At 60.1% G+C, this 23,998-nt stretch carries 28 protein-coding genes and 3 pseudogenes; 16 read left to right on the top strand and 15 right to left on the bottom strand.

Annotation, left to right across the window (positions count from 1 at the left end; genetic code table 11):
* Positions 1-167: 167 nt before the first annotated feature.
* From AC1Q6D_RS32580 to merR, 5 genes and pseudogenes are all read right to left on the bottom strand, one after another.
* Entirely contained in the window at positions 168-1,076 is a 909-nt protein-coding gene (locus AC1Q6D_RS32580) for a haloalkane dehalogenase (protein ID WP_045735840.1), read from the bottom strand.
* A gap of 167 nt (positions 1,077-1,243) precedes the next feature.
* Positions 1,244-2,041 (bottom strand): annotated as a pseudogene (gene rlmF / locus AC1Q6D_RS32575) (23S rRNA (adenine(1618)-N(6))-methyltransferase RlmF); the annotation flags it as partial.
* Positions 2,042-2,107: 66 nt separating this feature from the next.
* Entirely contained in the window at positions 2,108-2,422 is a 315-nt protein-coding gene (locus AC1Q6D_RS32570; RefSeq protein WP_224490795.1) for a hypothetical protein, read from the bottom strand.
* Positions 2,423-2,576: 154 nt separating this feature from the next.
* Positions 2,577-3,185 carry a DUF6088 family protein gene (locus AC1Q6D_RS32565; RefSeq protein WP_045735839.1) on the bottom strand — a complete coding sequence of 203 codons (609 nt, stop codon included), beginning with the start codon at positions 3,183-3,185 and terminating at the stop codon, positions 2,577-2,579.
* A 54-nt stretch (positions 3,186-3,239) separates the two neighbouring features.
* Positions 3,240-3,674 (bottom strand): mercury resistance transcriptional regulator MerR, encoded by a 435-nt coding sequence (merR, locus tag AC1Q6D_RS32560; protein WP_024552202.1) that lies wholly within the window; start codon positions 3,672-3,674, stop codon positions 3,240-3,242.
* Between the two features lie 71 nt (positions 3,675-3,745).
* Here merR and merT point away from each other — a divergent pair, with 71 nt between their 5' ends.
* The 7 genes from merT to AC1Q6D_RS32525 are packed head-to-tail and all read left to right on the top strand — an operon-like array spanning position 3,746 to position 8,161.
* Positions 3,746-4,096 (top strand): mercuric ion transporter MerT, encoded by a 351-nt coding sequence (merT, locus tag AC1Q6D_RS32555; RefSeq protein ID WP_024552203.1) that lies wholly within the window; start codon positions 3,746-3,748, stop codon positions 4,094-4,096.
* Between the two features lie 12 nt (positions 4,097-4,108).
* On the top strand, positions 4,109-4,384 hold the full coding sequence (gene merP / locus AC1Q6D_RS32550; RefSeq protein ID WP_045735837.1) for a mercury resistance system periplasmic binding protein MerP: 276 nt from the start codon (positions 4,109-4,111) through the stop codon (positions 4,382-4,384).
* 27 nt (positions 4,385-4,411) lie between these two features.
* Complete coding sequence (merC, locus tag AC1Q6D_RS32545) at positions 4,412-4,834, top strand: organomercurial transporter MerC (protein WP_024552205.1); 423 nt, start codon at positions 4,412-4,414, stop codon at positions 4,832-4,834.
* 39 nt (positions 4,835-4,873) lie between these two features.
* Positions 4,874-6,559, top strand: a complete 1,686-nt coding sequence (gene merA / locus AC1Q6D_RS32540) for a mercury(II) reductase (protein ID WP_024552206.1) — start codon at positions 4,874-4,876, stop codon at positions 6,557-6,559.
* Positions 6,560-6,576: 17 nt separating this feature from the next.
* Entirely contained in the window at positions 6,577-6,942 is a 366-nt protein-coding gene (merD, locus tag AC1Q6D_RS32535) for a mercury resistance co-regulator MerD (RefSeq protein WP_021138753.1), read from the top strand.
* Positions 6,939-7,175 carry a broad-spectrum mercury transporter MerE gene (merE, locus tag AC1Q6D_RS32530; protein ID WP_021138754.1) on the top strand — a complete coding sequence of 79 codons (237 nt, stop codon included), beginning with the start codon at positions 6,939-6,941 and terminating at the stop codon, positions 7,173-7,175. Before merD ends, merE begins: the two co-directional genes overlap by 4 nt.
* Complete coding sequence (locus AC1Q6D_RS32525) at positions 7,172-8,161, top strand: DUF3330 domain-containing protein (protein WP_024552207.1); 990 nt, start codon at positions 7,172-7,174, stop codon at positions 8,159-8,161. Before merE ends, AC1Q6D_RS32525 begins: the two co-directional genes overlap by 4 nt.
* A 753-nt stretch (positions 8,162-8,914) precedes the next feature.
* Here AC1Q6D_RS32525 and AC1Q6D_RS32520 read toward each other — a convergent pair.
* Positions 8,915-9,757, bottom strand: coding sequence for a helix-turn-helix transcriptional regulator (locus AC1Q6D_RS32520; protein WP_003464996.1), 843 nt, complete (start codon positions 9,755-9,757; stop codon positions 8,915-8,917).
* A gap of 75 nt (positions 9,758-9,832) precedes the next feature.
* Here AC1Q6D_RS32520 and AC1Q6D_RS32515 point away from each other — a divergent pair, with 75 nt between their 5' ends.
* From AC1Q6D_RS32515 to AC1Q6D_RS32500, 4 genes and pseudogenes are all read left to right on the top strand, one after another.
* Positions 9,833-10,408 carry a carboxymuconolactone decarboxylase family protein gene (locus AC1Q6D_RS32515; RefSeq protein WP_003464997.1) on the top strand — a complete coding sequence of 192 codons (576 nt, stop codon included), beginning with the start codon at positions 9,833-9,835 and terminating at the stop codon, positions 10,406-10,408.
* Between the two features lie 27 nt (positions 10,409-10,435).
* Positions 10,436-10,984, top strand: coding sequence for a cytochrome P460 family protein (locus AC1Q6D_RS32510; RefSeq protein ID WP_003465000.1), 549 nt, complete (start codon positions 10,436-10,438; stop codon positions 10,982-10,984).
* Positions 10,985-11,012: 28 nt separating this feature from the next.
* Positions 11,013-11,333 (top strand): annotated as a pseudogene (locus AC1Q6D_RS32505) (uracil-DNA glycosylase family protein); the annotation flags it as partial.
* A 61-nt stretch (positions 11,334-11,394) separates the two neighbouring features.
* The gene (locus AC1Q6D_RS32500) at positions 11,395-11,658 is read left to right on the top strand and encodes a uracil-DNA glycosylase family protein (protein WP_003830781.1); all 264 of its coding nucleotides are present in this window, start codon (positions 11,395-11,397) and stop codon (positions 11,656-11,658) included.
* Between the two features lie 183 nt (positions 11,659-11,841).
* On the opposite strand, the gene AC1Q6D_RS32495 is transcribed toward AC1Q6D_RS32500, so the two are convergent.
* On the bottom strand, positions 11,842-12,726 hold the full coding sequence (locus tag AC1Q6D_RS32495) for a LysR family transcriptional regulator (protein ID WP_003465017.1): 885 nt from the start codon (positions 12,724-12,726) through the stop codon (positions 11,842-11,844).
* 114 nt (positions 12,727-12,840) lie between these two features.
* Between AC1Q6D_RS32495 and argC the strand changes: the two genes are divergently transcribed.
* The 5 genes and pseudogenes from argC to AC1Q6D_RS32470 all read left to right on the top strand — a co-directional run bounded on the left by argC (position 12,841) and on the right by AC1Q6D_RS32470 (position 17,501).
* A complete protein-coding gene (argC, locus tag AC1Q6D_RS32490; protein WP_003465021.1) occupies positions 12,841-13,770 on the top strand; it encodes an N-acetyl-gamma-glutamyl-phosphate reductase in 930 nt (309 codons plus the stop codon).
* 413 nt (positions 13,771-14,183) lie between these two features.
* Positions 14,184-14,339 (top strand): annotated as a pseudogene (locus tag AC1Q6D_RS32485) (OmpA family protein); the annotation flags it as partial.
* A gap of 414 nt (positions 14,340-14,753) precedes the next feature.
* A complete protein-coding gene (locus AC1Q6D_RS32480; RefSeq protein ID WP_003465024.1) occupies positions 14,754-15,380 on the top strand; it encodes a DNA methyltransferase in 627 nt (208 codons plus the stop codon).
* A 24-nt stretch (positions 15,381-15,404) separates the two neighbouring features.
* The gene (locus tag AC1Q6D_RS32475; protein ID WP_003465026.1) at positions 15,405-16,433 is read left to right on the top strand and encodes an IS30 family transposase; all 1,029 of its coding nucleotides are present in this window, start codon (positions 15,405-15,407) and stop codon (positions 16,431-16,433) included.
* A gap of 36 nt (positions 16,434-16,469) precedes the next feature.
* Entirely contained in the window at positions 16,470-17,501 is a 1,032-nt protein-coding gene (locus tag AC1Q6D_RS32470) for a methyl-accepting chemotaxis protein (RefSeq protein WP_073454648.1), read from the top strand.
* A 349-nt stretch (positions 17,502-17,850) separates the two neighbouring features.
* Here the strand turns inward: AC1Q6D_RS32470 and AC1Q6D_RS32465 are convergent, their stop codons facing one another.
* The 8 genes from AC1Q6D_RS32465 to AC1Q6D_RS32430 all read right to left on the bottom strand — a co-directional run.
* A complete protein-coding gene (locus AC1Q6D_RS32465; protein ID WP_003465028.1) occupies positions 17,851-18,645 on the bottom strand; it encodes an ABC transporter permease in 795 nt (264 codons plus the stop codon).
* Positions 18,646-19,575 carry an ABC transporter permease gene (locus tag AC1Q6D_RS32460; RefSeq protein ID WP_003465031.1) on the bottom strand — a complete coding sequence of 310 codons (930 nt, stop codon included), beginning with the start codon at positions 19,573-19,575 and terminating at the stop codon, positions 18,646-18,648. It abuts the gene before it with no gap.
* Between the two features lie 325 nt (positions 19,576-19,900).
* Positions 19,901-20,953, bottom strand: coding sequence for an ABC transporter substrate-binding protein (locus AC1Q6D_RS32455; RefSeq protein ID WP_003465034.1), 1,053 nt, complete (start codon positions 20,951-20,953; stop codon positions 19,901-19,903).
* Between the two features lie 280 nt (positions 20,954-21,233).
* On the bottom strand, positions 21,234-21,458 hold the full coding sequence (locus AC1Q6D_RS32450; RefSeq protein WP_003465037.1) for a DUF2798 domain-containing protein: 225 nt from the start codon (positions 21,456-21,458) through the stop codon (positions 21,234-21,236).
* A 54-nt stretch (positions 21,459-21,512) separates the two neighbouring features.
* On the bottom strand, positions 21,513-22,214 hold the full coding sequence (locus AC1Q6D_RS32445; protein WP_003465039.1) for a cysteine hydrolase family protein: 702 nt from the start codon (positions 22,212-22,214) through the stop codon (positions 21,513-21,515).
* Between the two features lie 90 nt (positions 22,215-22,304).
* Complete coding sequence (locus AC1Q6D_RS32440; RefSeq protein WP_003465041.1) at positions 22,305-22,895, bottom strand: TetR/AcrR family transcriptional regulator; 591 nt, start codon at positions 22,893-22,895, stop codon at positions 22,305-22,307.
* Between the two features lie 81 nt (positions 22,896-22,976).
* Complete coding sequence (locus AC1Q6D_RS32435; protein WP_016487046.1) at positions 22,977-23,654, bottom strand: GntR family transcriptional regulator; 678 nt, start codon at positions 23,652-23,654, stop codon at positions 22,977-22,979.
* 69 nt (positions 23,655-23,723) lie between these two features.
* A partial coding sequence (locus AC1Q6D_RS32430) for an SDR family oxidoreductase (protein WP_256805329.1) occupies positions 23,724-23,998 on the bottom strand: 275 nt, incomplete at its 5' end.

Raw genomic sequence — 23,998 nt, 5'->3', positions numbered from 1 at the left:
GAAGCAGTTGAACACCTGGGTCAGTTTTCAGTCGGCAGAACAGCCTCTACTGGGTCAGTTTTCGGTCAGCGGCAACAATCGAGACAGATGCTTTGCAAGGATTACTGGAGGCATGCACTGGCTAGTTTGCCGTTAAGCGCTGAGTCTTCGGTACAGTTCTCGGCACATCAAGGGTTCGCCGCGATAAACATCACCACAACCTCTGCCAGCTTTTCGCCCTGATCCTCTTGCAGAAAGTGCCCGCCATTGACGATGGTGGTATGCGCTTGGCCGTGTGTGCCCGGTATCAGCTTTTGCAGCACCTTGTCGCCGCCTTTGGTGATCGGGTCTGAATCACTGAACGCGGTCAAAAAGGGTTTGTTCCACTTCATCAGTACTGCCCATGCTGCGCGGTTTTTATCGGCGGCAGGGTCGTTAGGCGTGGTGGGCACCAACAAGGGAAATTGCCGTGCACCTTCTTTGTAGCTTTCGTCAGGGAAGGGCGCGTCGTAGGCGTCTAGCACCGCTTGCGATAGCTCTGTGGTGGTGGCGCGGTTGATGATCGCTCCAGTGGGGAACTCTGGTACTTGTTGTGAGTATTGCTGCCAGCTTTTGAAGGCCTCCCCTGGGTTGTGATCACCGGTTGGGAGCATGGTGTTGGCGGCAACCACGCGAGCAAATAGGGCTGGGTTTTCTGCGACTAAACGCAAGCCAATCAAGCCGCCCCAGTCTTGGCAAACCAAGGTCACGTCACTCAGTTTTAGCTGGTCGAGCAGCGATTGCGCCCAGTCAACGTGGCGCTGATAGGTGTAGTCGGTACGTTTACTGGGTTTGTCTGAGCGACCAAAACCGATGAGGTCTGGGGCAATAACGCGATGGCCTGCAGCAACTAGTGTGGGGATCATTGTGCGGTACAAGTAGCTCCACGATGGCTCACCGTGCAGCAATAAAACCACTGCGCCAGCGGCTGGACCTTGATCCAAATAATGCATGCGTAACTCACCGCCTTCGCTGTCATCCACCATCAGGTAGTTGGGCTCGAATGCGTAGCCGGGAAGGTTTTCGAAGTGTCGATCTGGGGTGCGTAAAAAATCCATATTGTTCGCCTCGCTAAGTGTCGGTCAGCCATGGTGCGCACGCGCGCCGCCTGTGTACACGTGTTTTGACTCTGTGAATGCTGCGTTATTACGCTCAGTGAGTCTTTGGCGCGTGGGCGGCTCGCGCGTTATCGGGCTGGCAACGCGTGGCTAACTCTGGGGCTGGCTTAGCTCCAGCGTTCTTGGCGCCAGGCTTGTTGCTGTTCTGGGGTGAGGAATGTCCAAGCGACAAAACGGCTTTGTTTTTGCCCTTGAGCCATTTCAACGGTGCGTACTTCCAATGCGCCAGCTTTGTTCAGGGCACTGTAAACGCCGCCGAGGTTGCCGGCTTTGGAGATCAAACTACTGAACCAAAACACCTGTTGGGCGTGTTCAGCGCTTTCGCTGATTAAACGGCTAACAAACGCCGCCTCGCCGCCCTTGCACCAAAGCTCAGCAGCTTGGCCGCCGAAGTTGAGTACCGGCAATTTGCGTTTGGGGTCGAGCTTGCCAAGGTTACGCCATTTGCGGGTGCTGCCTTGCGTGGCTTCCTCAGCGGAGGCATGAAACGGCGGGTTGCACAGGGTGATATCAAAGCGATCTTCGGCGCGGATAACGCCCTGAAAAATATGCGTGCTGTCGTTTTGCTGGCGTAGCTCGATGGCTTCAACGAGCCCCGGATTGGCGTTGAGAATCGCACCGGCTGAGGCAATTGCGCTGCTGGCGATATCACTGCCAACGAAGTGCCAGTCGTATTCGCGATGGCCAATTAGCGGATAAATACAATTGGCGCCAACACCCACGTCTAGCGCATTCACCTGTGCGCCACGAGGAATAACCCCTGCGTTACTTTTCCCGAGCAAGTCGGCGATGTAGTGCAGGTAGTCTGCGCGGCCGGGGATCGGCGGGCATAGATAGTCGGCAGGAATGTCCCAGTGGGCAATGCCGTAGAACTGTTTGAGCAGGGCGCGGTTGAAGACTTTTAGGGGTCATGCCGAGATAAGGCAAAAATTAGGACATTCGTTCTCTAAATTATTGTATTTAAACGAATATTAGAATCCCTTCTCAGCAAAGACTGCTTCGCGCCCAATCGCTTCAGCCATCCATGGAGGAAGCTTGGATCTATGCGATTTCAAGACCTGCCAATCGCTATTCGACAGGCACGTGCGCAGCTTCGCGACTGCCTCTTGGGCGTGGGGTTTGCCCAACCAGGCAAGTGCACGTACAGCGTCGCCAGCAATGGTCGCTCCGAGGGCGACCTGCCACTGTGGCGCATGTTCGATTCTCACCTGAATTTTGCCTAATTGCAGGGTTCTCGGCCGTCCGCTGGTGATAAATACTTCCTTAATCGACACCTGCTGCGTCAGCCCTAGAAGGGGTCATGCCGAGATAAAGGGAAAATTCACTCACTTCCCTCCTATCCGCATGTTTTATAAAGACTTTTCAGGACGTAACTGAGTCTTGCCGAGATAAGGCAAAATTAGGACATTCGTTCTCTAAATTATTGTATTTAAACGAGCATCAGAAGCCCTGCTCAGCAAAGACTGCTTCGCGCCCAATCGCTTCAGCCATCCATTGAGGAAGGTTTGATCTATGCGATATCAAAATCTGCCAATCGTTACTCGACAGGCACGTGCGCAGCTTGGCGACTGCCTCTGGGGCGTGGGGTTTCCCCAGCCAGGCAAGCGCACGTACAGCGTCGCCAGCAATGGTTGTTCCGAGGGCGATTTGCCAATGCGGCGCATGCTCGATTCTCACCTGAGCCTTGCCTAGCTGCAGGGTTCTCGGCCGTCCGCCGGTAACAAATACCTCCCTAATCGACACCTGTTGCGTTAGCCCTAGAAGGTTCGCTGCGCGGGCACCGCTTAACGCGATTACCTGATGGCTTTTCGAAGCTATCGCACTGATAACCTTCTCCGTCGCCGGCGCGCGTTTGCCGAAGCGCCCGGTGACCGGCGCCACATAGAGGCCGCGTGAAATCCGCATTAACTCCCCGCCCTTGGCTAATCGAGAGAATGCTTGGTCCACCGAAGCACGGTCAGCCAAGTGAAGGAATTCGTTTGGTGCAAGGATGCCTCCTTCAGGAAGAAGCCTGCTGTGTTCGATGATTGCCGCGGAAAGGGATTTCATGGATGGCTGGTTTTTGAAATAGGGGTCGTCTCAGAAAACGGAAAATAAAGCACGCTAAGGCATAGCCGACCCTGCCAGGCTTGTTCCGCCCTGTAGCGACGCGATCAGCGGGCAGGAAACATTCCCCTTCCGCGCATGGCAGGCGCACACCAGTTCAGACAGCACGGTTTCCATGCGCGCCAGGTCGGCCATCTTTTCGCGCACGTCCTGAAGCTTGTGCTCGGCCAGGCTGCTGGCTTCCTCGCAGTGGGTGCCATCATCGAGCCGCAACAGCTCGGCGATTTCATCCAGGCTGAAGCCCAGCCGCTGGGCCGATTTCACGAATCGCACCCGCGTCACATCCGCCGCGCCATAGCGGCGAATGCTGCCGTAAGGCTTGTCCGGTTCCGGCAGCAGGCCCTTGCGCTGATAGAACCGGATCGTCTCCACGTTGACCCCGGCCGCCTTGGCAAAAGCGCCAATGGTCAGGCTCTCCAAATTGTTTTCCATATCACTTGACTCCGTACATGAGTACGGAAGTAAGGTTACGCTATCCAATTCAAATTCGAAAGGACAAGCGCATGTCTGAACCACAAAACGGGCGCGGCGCGCTCTTCGCTGGCGGACTGGCCGCCATCCTCGCCTCGACCTGCTGCCTCGGGCCGCTGGTCTTGGTCGCCTTGGGATTCAGCGGGGCATGGATCGGCAACCTGACCGTGCTGGAGCCCTATCGCCCGATTTTCATCGGCGCAGCGTTGGTAGCCTTGTTCTTCGCCTGGCGGCGCATCTACCGCCCTGCGCAAGCCTGTAGACCGGGTGAGGTCTGCGCGATTCCCCAAGTGCGAGCGACTTACAAGCTCATTTTCTGGGTCGTGGCCGTGCTGGTTCTGGTCGCGCTCGGATTTCCCTATGTCATGCCATTTTTCTACTGATCGGAGTTCACCATGAAGAAACTGTTTGCCTCCCTCGCCCTCGCCGCCGTTGTTGCCCCCGTGTGGGCCGCTACCCAGACCGTCACACTGTCCGTACCGGGCATGACCTGCTCTGCCTGTCCGATTACCGTCAAGAAGGCGATTTCCAAGGTCGAAGGCGTCAGCAAAGTTGACGTGACCTTCGAGACACGCGAAGCGGTGGTCACCTTCGATGATGCCAAGACCAGCGTGCAGAAGCTGACCAAGGCAACCAGAGACGCGGGCTATCCCTCCAGCGTCAAGCAGTGAGCCACTGAACCAGAGCCTAGGGCGATCATGGGGATGATCACACGCATTGCCGACAAGGCTGGCGCGCTCGGCAGCGTTGTTTCAGCGATGGGCTGCGCCGCCTGCTTCCCGGCCCTCGCCAGCTTGGGCGCGGCCATCGGGCTGAGCTTTCTACAGGAATACGAAGGGTTGTTTATCTCCACGCTGTTACCGCTGTTCGCCGTCGTGGCTTTGCTGGCGAATGCACTGGGCTGGCTGAGTCATCGGCAATGGCACCGCAGCCTGCTCGGCATGATCGGGCCAGCCATCGTGTTCGCCGGAACCGTCTGGCTGCTTGGCAACTGGTGGACAGCACGCCTCGTATACACCGGCCTAGCCCTGATGATCGGCGTGTCGATCTGGGACTTGGTTTCGCCGGTAAATCGCCGCTGCGGCCCGGATGGCTGCGAACTCCCCGCGAAACACGACTGACTGCGTGAGCCAGCGGCCAACACAGAAAAGGAACGATGAATGACCACCCTCAAAATCACCGGCATGACCTGTGACTCGTGTGCGACGCACGTCAAGGAAGCCCTGGAGAAAGTTCCCGGCGTGCAGTCGGCGGATGTCTCCTATACGAAGGGCAGCGCCAAACTCGCCGTCGAGGCCGGCATATCGCCGGACGCGTTGACTGCCGCCGTGGCCGGACTCGGTTATCGGGCCACGCTCGCCGACGCGCCCGTGCCTCCGGTGGGCGGTGGCTTGCTCGGAAAGATGCGCGAATGGCTAGGTAGCGGCGACAAGGCTGGTGGTGACGGTGGCGGATTGCATATTGCCGTTATCGGCAGCGGTGGCGCGGCGATGGCGGCGGCGCTGAAAGCCGTCGAGCAAGGCGCGCACGTCACCTTGATCGAGCGCGGCACCATCGGCGGCACCTGCGTCAATGTCGGCTGCGTGCCGTCCAAGATCATGATCCGCGCCGCGCACATCGCCCACTTGCGCCGAGAAAGCCCGTTCGATGGCGGCATGCCGCCCACACCGCCGACGATCTTGCGCGAGCGGTTGCTGGCCCAGCAGCAGGCGCGCGTCGACGAACTGCGCCACGCCAAATACGAAGGCATCCTGGATGACAATCCCGCCATCTCCGTGCTGCACGGCGAAGCCCGTTTCAAGGACGCGCACAGCCTGACCGTGCAACTCAACGGTGGTGGCGAACGTGTGCTGGCGTTCGACCGTTGCCTGATTGCCACCGGCGCGAGTCCGGCCGTGCCGCCGATTCCCGGCCTGAAGGACACGCCGTACTGGACTTCCACCGAAGCACTGGTCAGCGACACCATTCCTGAGCGGCTGGCCGTGATTGGTTCGTCGGTGGTAGCGCTGGAACTGGCGCAGGCGTTCGCCCGACTGGGCAGCAAAGTAACGATTCTTGCACGCAGCACCCTGTTCTTCCGCGAAGACCCGGCCATCGGTGAGGCAATCACGGCGGCGTTCCGCGCCGAAGGGATCGAGGTGCTGGAGCACACCCAGGCCAGCCAGGTCGCGCACGAGGGCGGCGAATTCGTGCTCACCACGGCGCACGGCGAGCTGCGCGCCGACAAACTGCTGGTCGCCACCGGTCGCTCGCCCAACACGCGCAGCCTGGCGCTGGACGCGGCAGGTGTCGCGCTCAACCTGCAAGGCGCTATCGTCATCGACGTCGGCATGCGGACCAGCACGCCGGACATCTACGCGGCCGGCGACTGCACCGACCAGCCTCAGTTCGTCTATGTGGCGGCAGCGGCCGGCACCCGTGCGGCGATCAACATGACGGGCGGTGACGCGGCGCTTAACCTTGCCGCCATGCCTGCCGTGGTGTTCACCGATCCGCAAGTCGCCACCGTGGGCTACAGCGAGGCAGAGGCCCAGCACGACGGGATCGAGACCGACAGTCGCACCTTGACCTTGGACAACGTGCCGCGTGCGCTCGCCAACTTCGACACACGCGGCTTCATCAAGCTGGTCATCGAGGAAGGTAGTGGACGGCTCATCGGCGTACAGGCGGTCGCGCCGGAAGCCGGCGAACTGATCCAGACGGCGGTACTCGCCATCCGTAACCGGATGACCGTGCAGGAACTGGCCGACCAGTTGTTCCCCTATCTGACGATGGTCGAGGGACTGAAGCTCGCGGCGCAGACCTTTAACAAGGATGTGAAGCAGCTTTCCTGCTGCGCCGGGTGAGAAAAAGGAGGTGTTCGATGAACGCCTACACGGTGTCCCGGCTGGCCCTTAATGCCGGGGTGAGCGTGCACATCGTGCGCGACTACCTGCTGCGCGGACTGCTGCGGCCGGTGGCGTGCACCCCTGGCGGCTACGGCCTGTTCGACGATGCGGCCTTGCAACGGCTGTGCTTCGTGCGGGCTGCTTTCGAAGCGGGTATCGGTCTCGACGCGCTGGCGCGGCTGTGCCGGGCGTTGGATACCGCGGACGGCGACGAAGCGGCCGCGCAGCTTGCCGTGCTGCGCCAGTTCGTCGAACGTCGGCGCGAAGCATTGGCCGATCTGGAGGTGCAGTTGGCCACCATGCCGACCGAGCTGGTACAGCATGCGGAGAGTCTGCCATGAACAGCCCCGAGCGCTTGCCGACCGAGACACACAAGCCGTTCACCGGCTACCTGTGGGGCGCGTTGGCCGTGCTCACCTGTCCCTGCCATTTGCCGATTCTCGCTGTGGTGCTCGCGGGGACGACGGCCGGCGCGTTCATCGGGGAGCATTGGGGTATTGCAGCCATCACGCTGACCGGCTTGTTTGTCCTGTCCGTGACGCGGCTGTTGCGGGTCTTCAAGGAAAGATCGTGAGCACATCACTGCCCGCCAGATGGACGGCGACCGAATTGGCGCAGGCGGTTGTGCGCGGGCAGTTTGAGCTGCACTACCAGCCGATTGTCGATTTGCGCAGTGACCAGATTGTCGGTGCGGAAGCCCTGTTGCGCTGGCGTCATCCGCAGCTCGGACTTTTGCCGCCGGGCCAGTTCCTGCCCGTGGTCGAATCGTCCGGCTTGATGCCTGAAATCGGCGCTTGGGTGCTGGGCACCGCCTGCCGCCAGATGCGCGAATGGCGGATGCTGGCATGGCAACCGTTCCGGCTCGCCGTCAATGTTTCGGCGAGCCAGGTAGGACCGGATTTCGACGGGTGGGTAAAGGGCGTGCTGGCTGACGCCGAGTTGCCTGCCGAGTATCTGGAAATTGAGCTGACCGAATCGGTCGCGTTCGGCAATCCGGCGATCTTCCCAGCCCTGGAAGCCTTGCGACAGATCGGTGTGCGCTTCGCTGCCGATGACTTCGGGACGGGGTATTCCTGTCTGCAACACCTGAAGTGCTGCCCGATTACTAAGCTCAAGATCGACCAGTCCTTCGTCGCCGGACTCGCCGACGACCACCGCGACCGGACCATCGTGCACACCGTGATTCAGCTTGCGCACGGGCTGGGAATGGACGTGGTGGCCGAGGGCGTGGAAACGCCGACCAGTCTCGCGCTGTTGCGGCAAGCGGAGTGCGATACGGGGCAAGGCTTCCTGTTCGCCAAGCCAGTGCCGGCGGCGGCATTCGCCGCCTTTGTCAGTCAATGGAGGGGTGCCACCATGAATGCAAATGATCCGACTGCCACCAGTTGCTGCGTGTGCTGCAAGGAAATCCCGCTCGACGCCGCCTTCACACCGGAAGGTGCGGAGTACGTCGAGCGCTTCTGCGGGCTGGAGTGTTATCAACGCTTCCAGGCGCGGGCAAGCAACGCGACCGAAACGAGCGCCGAACTGAACGCTTGCGGTTCGCCGCCGTCAGATTGAGGCATGCCCTAACTGGGCGTCAGGCCGGAACCTTGGGCAGTGTCAGAATAGGGCCGATTCCAGCATTTTCTGACGACTCGCCTGCAACCTCTAGGGCCTCAACCTGACAGGCCGCACGCTTAGCGTACGATTTTGTCCGTTTTCTCTATCGTCCCCTCCATGCCCGACGGACGGTCGCCGGCCCGCCCTGGTCGAAGGCCGCCCCACTCGGCCCGGCGAGGCCCGGCCAAGGTTGGACAGTTGCAGCGGCCAAAATCGCCCCCTGCGGCCTCCTGGGCGCGTTTCTGGTGCCAAGGTAGGCTTGCCCCCTGACTGACAGCTTCCGCGTTGTGTGGGCGATTCTGGAGGCTCTGACGCTGCTCCGGTTGCAGCGCTCCCGCCCCCTCTTTGGCGTTCAACCTGTCGTTTTCAGAAGACGGCTGCACTGAACGTCAGAAGCCGACTGCACTATAGCAGCGGAGGGGTTGGATCCATCAGGCAACGACGGGCTGCTGCCGGCCAATAGCCGACAATGACGACACTGGAAATCCCCGCCTGTGAGCGTCGGCTCAGGGCGGGACAGCGTCATCCAGCTACCTGCGCCACTGACTCAGCCTTGTCCAGCCGGCCGCGCCGCACGAACAGACTGACCAGCCGTTGACGGATCGCCACCTGGAGTTCCGCCAGTTGTTCCGGCGTGATGCGAATTTCACCCGCTCGACGAGCGCAACACCGGCGCCGCCTACGCCAAGAACCGGCGAATCGAACTCAAACTCACGAACCGCTGAGCGCCGCGTCACCGCGCTGCTGCGCCAGCCAGTCGCGCGGGGCGCAGCCCATGCGCACGCGGAAGGCGCGCGCCAGAGCGTTCGGGCTGCCGTAGCCGACGCGGTCGGCCACCACCGCCACCGGCCGCCCCTGCTTGAGCAGGGTGCAACTGACGTTCATCCGCCAGTCGGCCAGATAGTCGCCCGGCGTGACGCCCACCGCGTCCTTGAACGCGGCGGCGAAGCGCGCGCGTGACATGCCCGCCTTCGCCGCCAGCGCCTCGAGCGACCACGCGGTCTGCGGCGCATCGTGCATGGCGGTTATGGCGCGCGCGAGTTTCGGGTCGGCCAGGCCCGCCAGCAGTCCGGTGGCGCCAAGCCGCCCATCCATCAGATAACGCAGCAACTGGATCAGTAGCAACTCGCACAAGCGGTCGATGGCGGCCTGCCGACCGCACTGGTCGCGCTCGGCTTCGGCAAACAGCAACTCTAGCGTCGGCCCGAGGCCGGGCAAGTCCGCCAACGGAATCAGCAGCATCGACGGCAAGGCCATGGCCAACGGATTGCCCGTCGAAGCGCCCAGGTCGACCTCCGCACACAACCGCTCAGCGGTATCGCCGGGGGCGGCGACAAAACGATGCGACGCCACGCGCGGATAAAACAGCAGGCTCGGCTCGGTAACCAGCAGATCTTCATGCACGGGCGAACGCGCCGTAATCGGGCCGCGCCGCACCAGATGGATATAGCCATGCGGCGCCGCGTAATGATGCTGCCCACAGAAGGCGCCGCTGTGAAAAACGCGCGCCGAAAGCGAGTAGTGCCGGAGCAAGCCGGCCAGTCGATCCGCCATTCCACTCTCCATATAAGACGATAGGTTACGTATTTGATACTTTACGTGCCATATCGTACCAAACAAAGGGCGATCATGCCCACGTGCTCTTGCACCTCACCCACTACGGAGATAGACATGACCCAAATCGCCCCCCTGACCATCGACACCGCTGACGCCGCTACCGCTGCCACACTCAAGGCCGTCAAAGCCAAGCTTGGCATGGTGCCGAACCTGTTCGCCACGCTGGCCCACGCGCCGGCGGCGCTCAATGGCTACCTCGGCTTGTCCGAAACGCTGGGCACCGGCCGCCTGAATGCCTCCCAGCGCGAGATCGTTGCGCTCGCTGCCGGTCAAGCCAATCGCTGCCAGTATTGCCTGAGCGCACACACCCTGATCGGCAAAGGTGCCGGACTGTCGGCAGAGGCCATCGCCGCGGCCCGCACCGGCCAGGCGGCCAACGCACTTGACGATGCAATCGCCGGCTTTGCCCGCGCGCTGGTCGAGCAACGCGGCGTGGTGTCGGCCGACGCCATGGCCAACTACCGCCGCGCGGGGCTCGACGACGGCCTGATACTGGAAGTGATCGCCAACGTCGCGCTGAACACGCTCACCAACTACACCAACCACATCGCCGACACCACGGTGGATTTCCCCGTGGTCGCCGTCTGATCTCCATAGGCATATAAGGAGAACACGATGAAAATCGCACTCACCGGCGCTCTGCTCGCCAGCGCCCTCGTCCTGCCACTGGCCGTCACGGCCGGCGACTTTTCGCCCTATGTGGACAGCCAGGGCGGCATCAGCCGCCCCACAGACTTCCGCACAAACTTCGTCCACCTGGGCTCATATGCGGTGTTGGACGAAAAATCCGCCTCTCGCGGCTTGCACGATGTGTACACCGAAAAGGCCTCGGCCGAGCACTACCGCAAGACCGGCAAGTTCTTGGACGGCGCCACGCTGGTGAAAGAGATCCGCAAGCTCGAAACCAGCGCCATGACCACTGGCAACCCTGTGGTCTGGGGTTCCGATGCGGCCGTGTGGTTCGTGATGGTCAAGGACGCCAAAGGCCGTTTCGCCAGCAACCCCTTGTGGGGCGACGGCTGGGGCTGGGCGCTGTTCAAGGCCGACGCCCCCGCCAAGAATGTCGCCGTCAGCTACGAAGCCGACTGCATGGGCTGCCATGTGCCGGCGGCCAAGACCGACCGCGTATTCATCCAGGGCTATCCGACACTGACCCAGCACTGACTTGCTGCCGGGTTACGCTTCGCGCAGGATGGCACCTCCGTCCTGCGCGAGCCACCCTTTCCGGAAGCGCGCCATGCCGACACTCGACGCCTTTCTGACCGACGTCCGCGCCTGCACGCGCTGCGCACCGCATCTGCCACACGGCGTGCAGCCGGTCTTCCAGTTTCACCCGAGTGCGCCCATCCTCATCGCCGGCCAAGCACCGGGGGCCCGGGTCCATGCCTCAGGCGTGCCCTTCGACGACGCCAGCGGCGCGCGTCTGCGCGCCTGGCTGGGCGTGGACCGCGACACCTTCTACGACCCTACCCGCATCGCCATTCTGCCCATGGGCTTCTGTTATCCGGGCACCGGCAAAAGCGGTGACCTGCCGCTACGCCCGGAGTGCGCCCCCCGCCTGGCGCGAAGCCTTCATGCAGCGTTTCGAGCGCCTGTCGCTGGTCATCGTGCTGGGCAGCTACGCCATGGACTACCACCTCGGTACTGGCAAGACGCCGCTCACCCGGGTGGTCGAAGCCTGGCGCGAGCACTGGCCGCAAGCGTTCCCCCTGCCTCACCCTAGCCCGCGCAACAATCGCTGGCTGGTGCGCAACCCCTGGTTCCAACAAGACGTGCTGCCCGCGCTGCAAGCACGCGTCCAGGCAGTCCTCACCGCCAACCCCAAGGAAACCCCATGACCGACGACACCGCCGCCATTACCGAGCTGCTGCACAAGTACTACGACACCCTGGCCTGGGCGAACGGAGACAGGCACCGGCTTTGGAGCGATGAACGACGGCTTCAGGTGCGGTAGCTGACGCCTGGGACCTCAATCACCGTATGACCGGGTCGAAAGCGGTCCTTTCTCTGACAACATCGCCCTAGCCCGCACTCAACCCCCACAACACATCCAGCACATGTTGCGTAGGCCGCTCGACGTCCCCACCACGGTGGGCAATACCAAGTTGACGCCACAATAAGGGCTGTAATGGCCGCATGACGATCCTGGTATCGGGCAATGGCGTGGAGGCTTCATGCGGCAACAACGTCGCACCATAACCGGCCGCCACTAGGCTTTTGATCGCATCGTTGTAGTTCAGTTGAATACGCGGCGTGGGCTGCCGTCCATCACTGGCGAACCACTCCGAGGTCAAGCGCGAAAGCCGAGTAGTTTTGTCATTCAGAATTAATGGCTGGGCGGCCAGCCAACCGGGGGTCACAACATCCGGGCATTCCCAGCGAGCCGGCAAGAAGGCCATGACCGGGTCCCGCCGCCATGGCTCGATCCGCAATTCCTTCACCGGGGTCTGTGGCAGCGCGACCAGACCGATCTCCAAAGAGCCCTCGGCAAGCTTCTTCAAAGTTTCCTGCGACGTGAGCACCGCGACCTGCACATCGATAGCGGGATGGCGTTGGCCCAACGTCTCCAAAGCTTGCGGCATCAACTGTGCGATGGCCCCTGTGGAGGCACCCAGCCGCACACGCCCGGCCAAGCCCTGCACCTGACGCTCCACGTCCTCAAGCGCCTGCTCCGCATCCGCCAACAGGCGCCGCGCGCGCTCCACCAGCGTTTCTCCAATCGCCGAAGGCTGAATGCGCCCACGTGTGCGCGACAACAGCTTTCCGCCAACCCGCGACTCCAGGTCGGCAATATGCAAACTGACCGTGGGTGGCGCGAGGTGCAGCACACGGGCCGCCTCGGCAAACGAACCCAGGTCGGCAATGGCCACCAACGTGCGCAGACGGTCCAGGCTGATTTCGCGCATGAGTCACTCCTTGTTCAGAAAAGCTGAATTTCATCGTTTAGAAATTCAACTTTTCCTATCTTAGCCCCTCACTGAAGATTGGAACTCCTGATTTCCTATGTCCGAGAGCATTCCATGGCAAGTCCTCTTATATTCATCGACGGCGACCAAGGCACCACCGGGTTGCAAATCCATCAACGTCTACGCGACCGGACCGATCTGCGGCTTATCACGCTCAGCCCCGAACATCGCAAGGATCCGCAACGTCGCGCCGAAATCATCAACGCCTGCGACATCGCGATTCTCTGCTTGCCCGACCAAGCCGCACGCGACGCTGTAGCGAGCATCGAAAACCCCGCCGTTCGGGTGATCGATGCGAGTTCGGCGCACCGCACCCATCCAGACTGGACCTATGGTTTCGCGGAGATGAACTCGCAGCAGGCCCAACGCATCGCCACGGCACGGCGGGTCAGCAATCCCGGTTGCTATCCCACGGGGGCGATAGGGCTGCTGCGCCCATTGCTGGAGGCCGGGTTGCTGCCCAGGGACTATCCGACGAACATTCATGCTGTGTCGGGCTATTCCGGAAAAGGGCGCGTTGGCGTGCAAGAGCATGAGGGAGAGGGCGCATCACAGGCGCCCGCGTTTCAGGTTTATGGTCTGGGGCTGGCACACAAACATATTCCGGAGATTCAGCAGCAAAGCGGTCTGATGGAGCGGCCGATGTTTGTGCCGGCTTATGGGGCTTTTCGGCAGGGGATCGTGCTGACCATACCGTTGCAACTTCGCTTGTTGGCGCCGGGCGTGGATGCGGTGCGGTTGCATGCGTGTCTTATGCAGCACTACGTCGATGCGGACCATGTACAGGTGATGTCGATGCAGGAGGCCAAAGGGTTGACGTGCCTTGATCCTCAGGCGCTTAACGGGACTGATAGTTTGCGATTGGTGGTGTGTGAAAATGATGAGACGGGGCAGGTTTTGTTGGCTGCGGTGTTTGACAATCTTGGGAAGGGAGCCGCTGGAGCGGCGGTGCAGAATCTGGATTTGATGGTTGCAGGAACATGACTCCGACTACCCACTGGCTCTAGAGTCTATGGCTCGAATTTTCGAGCGGTTGTTTCCTCTCTGTTTATGGCCTGGCATCGACGGCATTAAACGAGTCGAAAACAGAATCTACGCGTGTCAGCAGTTTGCAATCCAGTCAGGCTTTGAAGTTAAACGGTCGTCCACGACAGGCAGCAATCGGCCAACAGCGGCCGTTTTAGAGTAGGGAAAATAAATCCCCTTTTCTGCTGTCTACGCTTCGCAGCGCCGGTTACCCGGTCACCACGCAAGACTCGCTTCCGGTCGGTGGCTAACCTTTACCGGGCGGGGGTCATACCCGCTGGGTTTCTTACGCCATTTCGTGACGGCTTGCGCCGTCATTCCCAGGCGACCAAGCTTTGCCTGGCGCACATAAATCAGTCCCCTTTTTCTCTTTGCGCAGCAATGGCGTCGATCCTTCGCGCCTGCAAACCTTTGGTGCAGGCTCCAGCTCGCCCATTGCCCCCAACGACACCGCCGAGGGTCGCGCCCAAAATCGCCGCGTTGAAATCAAACTGGTGCCCCGTAGCGGCGCTGTAGCTCAAGGGTAATGGTGCCTTGGTGCTCTTTTCGTCGGATGCCCAGCTATCTTTTAATGGGTTACGGGCGATTTGCAGTGGGCTCCAAAACCTGGCCTCAGGAGGTGCAAGCTCCCGTGGCACCGGCTTTGGACTGGGCAGACCAATACGCCGGCCCATAAGCCCATAAGGATCCCGGCCTCGGCCGGGTTCTTTATGCCCGCTTCGCGGGCTTGAGCCCAGAAGGGAGCGGCGTGCGCCGGATTCGCATCTGCCAGCCAGTACGCAGCCCGTTTGGAACTCAGTTGATCCGTCTTTTTCAACGGTTTAACAGCCAAATCAATACGTTCACAAGTACACTCGCCACCCTAGGGATGGTGAAGCATCCACGAGCGGTACTAGAATTTTCAGCTTTTCGGTGCCGCCGCACGAATTCAAGGGGCAAGCATGGATTACGAACAACTGCCGAGGGCCGCCTTGGTCCGTATGCTGCAGGAGCATGATGCGGCGCTTGCCGATGCTGGCAAGAATGGCATCGTTATGAGTTACACCGGGCGGGCTGCTCCCTGGCAGATCATCCGCCAGGTCAAGCCGAAGCTGCATCGTATTATCAAGAAAGTATCCTTTGGAGAGGAAACCGCCCAGTCAGAGAATGAGATCTGGGACGGTGAAAACCTTTCTGCGATGGTCACGCTCTATAAATATCGTGGTCAAGTTGATCTTGTAGTAACAGACCCGCCGTACAACACCGGCGAGGACTTCCGCTATAACGACAAGTGGGACAAGGATCCAAACGATCCAGATCTCGGCGATGTAGTTCCTAAAGATGATGGGTCCAAGCACAGCAAATGGTTGCGCTTCATGACACCCAGAATCTGGATGATGCGTGAGATGCTAACCCCAGGCGGGGTTATGGCTATCTGTATTGATCATAGGGAACTATTTAGACTTGGCATGCTCATGGACGAAATCTTCGGCGAAGAGAATCGCATTGGCATAATCAATTGGCAGAAAAGCTATTCACCTCGCAGTGATAATAAGGGGGCGGCGGCGAAAACTGAGTGCAACACCTGACCTTTCCGGTACGGTGCTGTCCCTATGTCTTATTCCGAACTCAGCGTTGAAGAGCGCGCCACCATTCAAATCGGTCATGCCCAAGGTTTCAGCCTGCGCGGGATTGCCTGCTTGATCAACCGATCCCCTTCGACCATCAGCCGGGAGCTGCGCCGCAATCGAGATGCCTGTGGCGGCTACTCGGCCCGCGTGGCCCAGCAGCAGATGCAGGCCCGCCGTCAGGTGTGTCGACCGAAGCAAAAGCTGTTGCCGGGTAGCGAGCGCTTCGAATTGGTGGCGCATATGCTGCGTGAGCGTTTGTCTCCCGAGCAGATTGCCGGCAAGCTGCGCAGCATGAATATTCCCAGCCTCAGAGATGCCTACGTCTGTCGCGAGACGATCTATAACGCGATCTATGCCTTGCCAGTCGGCGAGCTGCGTAAAGAGCTGATCATCTGCCTGCGCCAAAGCAAGACGATGCGCAGGCCGCGCTCTGGCGGCGTGGATCGGCGCGGTCAGATCCCTGAGAGGGTCAGTATTCATGTACGTCCGCCGGAGATCGAAGACCGACTGATGCCAGGGCATTGGGAAGGCGACCTGATCAAGGGCAAGGCCAACGCCTCGTCTGTAGGTACGCTGGTGGAGCGCACCAGTGGCTACCTGATGCTGGTGAAGATGAACGACGCGACGGCGACCTCGGCGATGGAAGGCTTCAGTGCAGCGCTCAATGGCATGCCGCTGGCGATGCGCAAGAGCATGACCTACGACCAGGGCCGAGAAATGGCGCGGCATGCTGAAATCACCCAGCAGACCGGGGTGGCGATTTACTTCTGCGACCCGCACAGCCCTTGGCAGCGCGGCAGTAACGAAAACATCAATGGCCTGATCCGCCAGTACCTGCCCAAAGGCACGGACTTGTCGGTGCATAGCCAGGAGGAACTGGATGCCATCGCACTGCAACTGAACATGCGCCCCCGTAAGCGCTTCGACTTCAAGTGTCCGATCGAGGTTATGGACGAGGTGATGCAGGAAGCTATGGCTATGCGGCATGATGCTCCAGCTTCAATTCAATAACCGTGTTGCACTCAGCTCCTGTAACCGCCCACTTTAATGTCAGGAAGCTTAAGCTCTGTTAGTGTTTTGGCTATTCTCTCTCCTCTTGGAAGACTGGTTGAAAGAGCCAGGAATATTTCCAATAACCCATTAAGTCAATCCCTCTACACTGGGCGCACCGATGAGTTTGGCCAAATAGAGTTTGCTTTACGAATGATGCAAGCTGAAACAGGCGCCATAGTAGGTCGCATAGGTGATGCATCAAATCGGCTTAGCGAACACACCCGAGGCCTACTAAAGGATATTGAGTCAAGCAATGTACTTACAGTTGAGCAGCAGGCAGAGACAGATCAAATAGCAACGGCAGTAAACCAAATGGCGGCAAGCATTCAAGAGGTTGCGAGCAATGCACAGCATGCTGCAGATGCGGCCGGAAGAGCAGACACTGAGACGGCATCTGGCCAGCGTCTGGTAGCCCACACAAGCCAGTCAATCACTGCCCTTGAAGGTGAAATTAGGCAAGCCGCTCAGGTTATTCATGAGCTTGAAGGTCAAAGTAACGAGATATCAAAAGTTCTTGACGTTATACGAGGGATCGCCGAGCAAACGAATTTGTTGGCACTCAACGCAGCAATTGAGGCCGCGCGTGCTGGTGAGCAGGGGCGTGGTTTTGCTGTTGTCGCCGATGAGGTTCGCAGTCTTGCTGCTCGCACACAGCAATCGACAACGGATATTCAAAGCATGATCAGCGCTCTACAAGAGCGAGCGCAATCCGCTGTTACAGTCATGGAGCAAAGTAGTCGGCAAGCGCACACGAGTGTAGCTCACGCAGAGGAAGCAGCTACAGCTCTTGATGGAATTGGCCAACGCGTTAACGAAATTACCGACATGAACGCGCAAATAGCGACTGCGGTCGAGCAGCAGGGAGCAGTAAGTGAAGACATAAACCGCAGTATTATCAATATACGCGATGCTGCTGATACCAATGTACAGACCGGGCAGAATAATTTGCAAAGTGCGAAATCTGTCGCTCAGTTAACTAGCGCTCTGAGCGAACTGGCAAAACAGTTTTGGGAAAAACGAGGATAACGCTTTTCAGTATCTCGACAGGGATAACTTACTTTACCATCGGTTATCCCTTTTAGCCGCACAAATTTTAGCCATGGCTTTTCAGGAAGTCAGGGCTATCAGAATGGCCTTAGAAAGCCTAGTCAAAGAGCTGTCACGAGAACACCGTTAGCTTAGCGTACGATTTTTTCCGAATTCTGCGGTTCCCCCGAGATGGGCCTGGACACGGGTGATAGATGCTGAATTAAGCCGTGTGACGGCAGGCTGTGCTGGGCTGCACGTCGGCATGGGCGTGCGTGGTCAGGACGCAAAAACACACTTGCCCGCAATGGCGGGCAAGTGTGTTTGCAGAGGGGGAGTGCGTTGTTGGTTATTGTTTGTTGCGACCGGCAATCACCACCAGGATCAGCGACGCCAGGATCAGGATCGAACTGATAGCGGCAATGGTCGGATCGATCTCGTCGCGCAGCGCCGTGAACATGCGCTTGGTCAGAGTCTGGTTGTCGCCGCCGGAGATGAACAGCGCCACCACAGTTTCATCCAGCGAGGTGATGAAGGCGAACAGTGTCGCCGAGACCACACTGGGCTTGATCTGCGGCAGGGTCACGGCCATGAAGGCGCGAAAGCGGTTCATGCCCAGGCTGCGCGCCACCATTTCCTGGGACATGTCGAAGTTACGCAGACCGGCCAGCAGCGCGATGATCACGTAGGGCAAGGCGAGCATGATGTGCGCCAGCACCAGGCCGGTCAGCGTGCTGATCAGGCCGACCCGGGCGTAAACGAAGAACACGCCGGCGGCGATCAGGATGATGGGCACCATCATCGGCAGCAGCAGGATGATCTGCAGCGTACGCACCACCTTCAGGCTGGAGTTGTTGATGGCGTAGGCGGCCGCCATACCAATCGGCAGGCTGATGGCCATGGTGAAAAATGCCGTGATCAGACTGACCCGCGCCGCCGACATCCACTCCACGCTGTTGAAGAACGCCTCGTACCAGTGGAAGGACCATTGCTTGGGAGGGAATTGCAGGAAGCGCGCCTCGGAGAACGACATGGGTACCACGATCAGCACCGGGATGATCAGGTACAGCAGGATCGCCGCGACCAGCACCGTGAACAGCACGTGGGACAGGCGAAGGTGACGCAGGTTGGCAAGCAGGTTCATTTAGCGCGCTCCCAGGATGCGTTCGATGGGGATGAAGCGATTGATGCCCCAGAAGATCAGGAACACCACAAACAGCAGCACCAGGCCGACTGCGCTGGCTGCGCCCCAGGCGTGATAGAGCTCGACGTTGCGTTGCACCAGCATCGACACCAGGATCGTGCGGCCACCGCCGAGCAGTTCCGGGGTGATGAAGAAGCCTAGGCAGATGACGAACACCAGGATGGAACCGGCCATGACCCCCGGCGCTGCCATCGGCAGGAAGACCCGGCGGAAGGTGTAGAAGGGTTTGGCGCCAAGGCTCTCGGACGCTTGCATGAGGTCCTGGGGGATTTTTTTCATCACCGAATACAGCGGCAGGACCATAAAGGGCAGCATGACGTGCAGGGTGCCGATTACCGTGCCAGTGGTGTTGTGCATCAGCGTCAGGGGTTGGTCGATGATGCCAAGGTCCATCAGCGTCTGATTGACCAGTCCGCGGCGTTGCAGGAGCACCAGCCAGGCATAGGCCCGCACCAGCACGCTGGTCCAGAACGGCAGGATCACGCAGATCAGAATCAGGTTGGCCCAGAAACCCTGCAGGCGCGAAGCGGCGTAGGCAATGGGGAAGCCCATGACGATCGACAGGATCGTCACCAGGAAACTGATCTTGAAGGTCAGGGCGAAGGTGTCCCAGTAAATGCTTTCCTGGAAAATCCGGATGTAGTTGGCCAGGGAAAACCCTTCCTCGGTCTGGACCGACTGAAAGGCCAGCCAGCACAGCGGCATGATCAACAGCACCACGACCATGACCAGCGCCGGGGTGAGCAGCAACAGCATGGAGGTGTGCTCCTTGCGTTCTTCACGGGCCAGGGCGTCTTCGCTGGTCATGGGCGGCTGGTGCTGCTGGTCGCTGGAGTCGGGCATGGATTTGGCGAGATAGGCGTTGGACATGATGACCTCTCGTCACTGCGCAGTGCTGGAGGGTATCCAGCACTGACGGGTAGCGCTGGCGGTGGCAGTCGTCCTGGCGGACAGCAGGGTGCGGTGCTCGGGTAATGTCATGTGAAGAACTCCCAATGGTGGGCAGGTACTTGAGGCGAGCGCGAGTTGTCTGCACAGGTCACTCTGCGGGACCCTCAGGCCTAATGTACCGGGATGCCAACGAATGAAGTGGACGCAATTGACCGGTGCGCAAGCGCTTTATGTCGAAATCGCGGGGGCAGACGGCATGTCCTGCGCCGAGGCCTCTGGCCTGCGGCGCAGCAACGGCCGATGGCTATTTTTTCTGGACGAAGGACAACCAGCGTTCTTCGGCCTTGACCCCGGCTTCGGAGGCCCACCATTGCGCCGAGAGCAGGGCCTGGCGCGAGATGTTGCCGGGTGCGGAAGGCAGCTTGGCCTCGCGCTCGGCCGGGATTACCCCGGTCTTGAAGGCTTCGGGGTTGAGCGGGCCGTAGTCGATGATCATCGGCAACGCCGCTTGCAGTTTGGCATCGATGGCCTCGTTGACGAATTTCATGGCGGCCACCTTGTGCGGCGAGCCTTTGAGGACGCACAACGAGTTGGTTTCCAGCACACCCTGGTTGTAGTCGAATGCCACGGGTGCGCCGGCGGCCTGTACGGCGGTGATACGGCCGTTCCAGGCCTGGATCATGTCCACTTCGCCGTCGCTGATCAGCTGCGCCGACTGCCCGCCGGACGTCCACCAGGTGGCGATGTCGGGCTTGATCTGCTCAAGCTTGCGGAAGGCGCGATCGACGTCCAGCGGATAGAGCTTGTCCATCGGCACGCCATCGGCCAGCAGCGCGATTTCCAGGGTTGGACGTGGCAGGTTACGTAGGGAGCGCTGGCCCGGGTATTTTTTGGTGTCCCAGAAGTCGGCCCAGGTCTTGGGTACGTCCGCGCCTTTGAACGCGTCCGTGCGATACGCCAGCACCGTGGAGTAGCTGATGTAGCCGACGCTGTATTCGTCCTTGAGGCTGTCGGGTATTTGCGCGGCATTGGGAATCAGCGCAAGGTCGAGCTTCTCGAACAGCCCTTCGGCTTCGCCACGGATGCAGTCGCCAGTGGGCAGGTCCACCACGTCCCAGGTGACCTTGCCGCTCTCGACCTGGGTCTTGATGATCGGGTAGGCCTTGGGCGAGCTGTCCTGTTTGAGCGTCAGACCGAGCTTTTTCGCCGCAGGCTCCAGGATCGCCTTGCTCTGGGCTTCCTGATAAGCACCGCCCTGGGATACGAACGTGATGTCCTCGGCCATGGCCTGGGTGGCGCTACCGATGAACAGGGCCAGACTCGCGAGTTGGAAAGCTGTAGTGCGCAATGTGCTCATGGAAAGACTCCGAATGGTTGGCAGATTTTCTTGGGCGAGCTGTAGGTTTTGTTGTCGGTCGCTCTGCGGGACCATGGAGGTCTAATGTACCGGCTTGTCCGTGAACGAAGCGGCTACAAATGCGCGGATGAAAAGTGGTTTATTGCGAAAATGCGAACGGGCACAGTATTTCGTGCGTCGGGTGCGGGCTTGCGCGCCTGTCGCGAGCAGCCCCGAAGCCCCCGGTAGGAGCGAGCATGCTCGCGATGGCGGTGTGTTGGGTGAGTCATAGCCAAGTCATTCAGCCCACCGTCATCCGCCTCACCACGCGCCGAATCATCGGCGCCGCCAGCACCACCACCGGCAACATCGATACCCACGACAGCGCCCACGCGTTCAACCAGCGGCCGGCAAAGGCCAGGTCGAGCGCATGGGGTGTGGTGGCGATGGCGGCCGCGACCGCGCAGGTCAGGCCGGATTGAACGACGCCGAAAACGAAATGCTCATAACGGGCGGGGATTTTCATCGGGGGTTCTCGAGAAAGAGCGGGGGGGCGCGATGCCCGGCCGCTCGGGCACGATCAAGCCGGTTGCAGTTGCGCGATAGTCTCTTCGGTGGTCCACAGCCCGTGGGCGAGGAAGCGGTAATTGATGATGGCCGCCAGGTAGCCGTCGCCATCCGGCAGGCGCGGGCCGGCGGTGGCGTCGCGTACCACGACTATTTCAAAGCCCTGTTCGAGCAGTTCGCGCAGGTGTGATTCCACGCAAAGGTTGGCCGCCATGCCGGCGAGGATGATCTGCGACACGCCTTTCTTGCGCAATTGCAGCGCCAGGTCGTTGGTTTCCGGGCCGTAGACCTTGTGCGGCGAGGCGATGATGGTCTCGCCGTCGAGAATGTACGGCTTGTAGATCTCGAGGAAATCGGCGCCGGAGCCTTCGAAGTTTTCCAGGGTGTTCGGTCCCTTGCGATCGAACATGCAGATGCTGTGCATGACCTTTTCCAGCGGACCGCCAAAATGCCAGTCGTGGTCGTGCGGGTAGTAATAGTGTGGCGACACGGCCACGGGCAGGTCGTGAGCCTTGAAGGCCTTGAACAGTTTTTCCAGGTTTTCGACGGTGTTGTTCTCGACGATGCTCTCACCGAACACCGCCCAACTGGCGCCGGCAGGGCTGAGGAAGTCGTTCTGTGGGTCGATGACCACCAGGGCGGCTTTGCTCAGGTCGAGCTTGAAACCAGTGGCAGGCAGTGCGGGTTCGGCGGGGTCGGCGTACAGATGGCTCATGACGATTTACCTCTTGGGTGCTTGCGTGGATGAGACGTGAATGTTGCTTTATATAAATGACCAGTCGTCTTATTAATGAGGAAAAAAAACTCACTCCAATAGCCGAGGCAAGACCATCGATACGAAACGCTGCAGAGGTGCACCGTCGCGCAGGACCTTGCCGCGCATGACCGCACCTTCCCAGCCTTCGACGATGACACTGGCCAGCGCTTCGGCGTCGTGAGTTTCAGAGAGTTCGCGGCGCTGCTGCGCTTCACGCAGGCAGCTCGCGAGCAAACCTTCCCAGCGCGCCAGCACATCGGCCAGACGCTTGCGGGTTTGTTCGCTGCCATTGGACATTTCCAGGGACAGGTTGCCAATCAGGCAACCCAGGCTGTATTCATGCTCGCCGTGCTCGAGCACCAGGGCCTGGAAGAACTGGCCGATGCGCTCCAGCGGCTTGACCCGGGCGTCGTAGAAGATCGGCCCGTGGCGGGTTTCGATCGAGGTCCAGTATTCCTCGAGGATCTCTGCCGCGAAGTCTTCCTTGCTGGCGAAGTAGTTGTAGAAAGAGCCCTTGGGAATCTCGGCAGCGGCGGTGATGTCCTGGACGCCGCAGCCGTTGAAGCCACGGTTGTGAACCACCTGGCGGCCAATCGACAGCAAACGGGATCTGACTTCGAGGTTGACCGGGCGAGCCATGACAGAGACATCCAGTGATGAGAAAGTTTTAATAAACTAACTGGTCATCTATGTTTCGTCAACAGTCGAATTGACTGCCAATCAGTCCGCCTGCGCCATCTCGATGTACTCGAGCATCTTCTCGTTGCCATCGAGAATGTCACGGCAGATGGCCGCCCGTGCCGCCGCGCCATCGCGGCGCTTGAGTGCGTCGAGCACTTCCCAGTGATGGTCGATGGCCATGCGCTCGTTGAAGTTGCCATAGGCACGGGCGATCAGTGGGCCGGTGCGCATCCACAGGCTATCGAGCAAACCCGCCAGCACCGGCATGCGCGCGATGGTGGTCAGCGCGTAGTGAAATTGCTGATTGCACTTGAGAGCGGCTTGCAAGTCCTGGGCGTTGATCGCGGCGATGTTGTTTTCGATGCAGGCTTGCAGGTCTGCGAGTTCGCTGTCGGTCACCAGCGCGGCGGCCGTCTCCGCAGCCAGGCCTTCAAGCGCCAGGCGGATGCTGCGGATCTCGCCGTATTGCGCGGCGGTGAGGATGGGTACGCGGATGTCACGCGGGGTCTTGAGGATCAGCGCCTGTTCCTTGGCCAGTTGCAGGATCGCGTCGCGCACCGGTGTGACGCTGGTGCCCAGTTGTTCGGCCAGGTCGCGGATGCGCAGGCGGTCATCGGGCTGGAAACGCCCGGTGATCAGTGCCTCGCGCAGCAACTCGTAGATGCCACTGCCCAGGTAAGAGTGATTGAGGGTTTGAATAGGGTAGGGGTTGCTCATTGATCGCTCATCTGCGGCGGATGCCCGGCCCGAATGATGGAAGTTTCCGGCCGGGATTTCCAGATTATTTCAGACGTGCTGACCACCGTTGACATGAATCTCCGAACCGTTGATGTACGACGCGCCTCGGGTGCAGAGGAAATGCACCAGGGATGCGACTTCTTCCGGCTTGCCCAAGCGGTGCATGGGGATCTGCTGATCGACGATCAGTTCGGTCCCGGCAGACAGGATCGACGTCTCGATCTCACCCGGTGCAATCGCATTGACGGGGTTTGGGGAGCAATGGAACCAAAAACCAACGTAAGCTCTGAATCCCACCGTAAAGGGGCTTTCCGATCTCCAGC

It is taken from the genome of Pseudomonas sp. MT92 (genome assembly GCF_058792515.1).
This window is presented reverse-complemented; position numbering and strand designations above follow the sequence as displayed.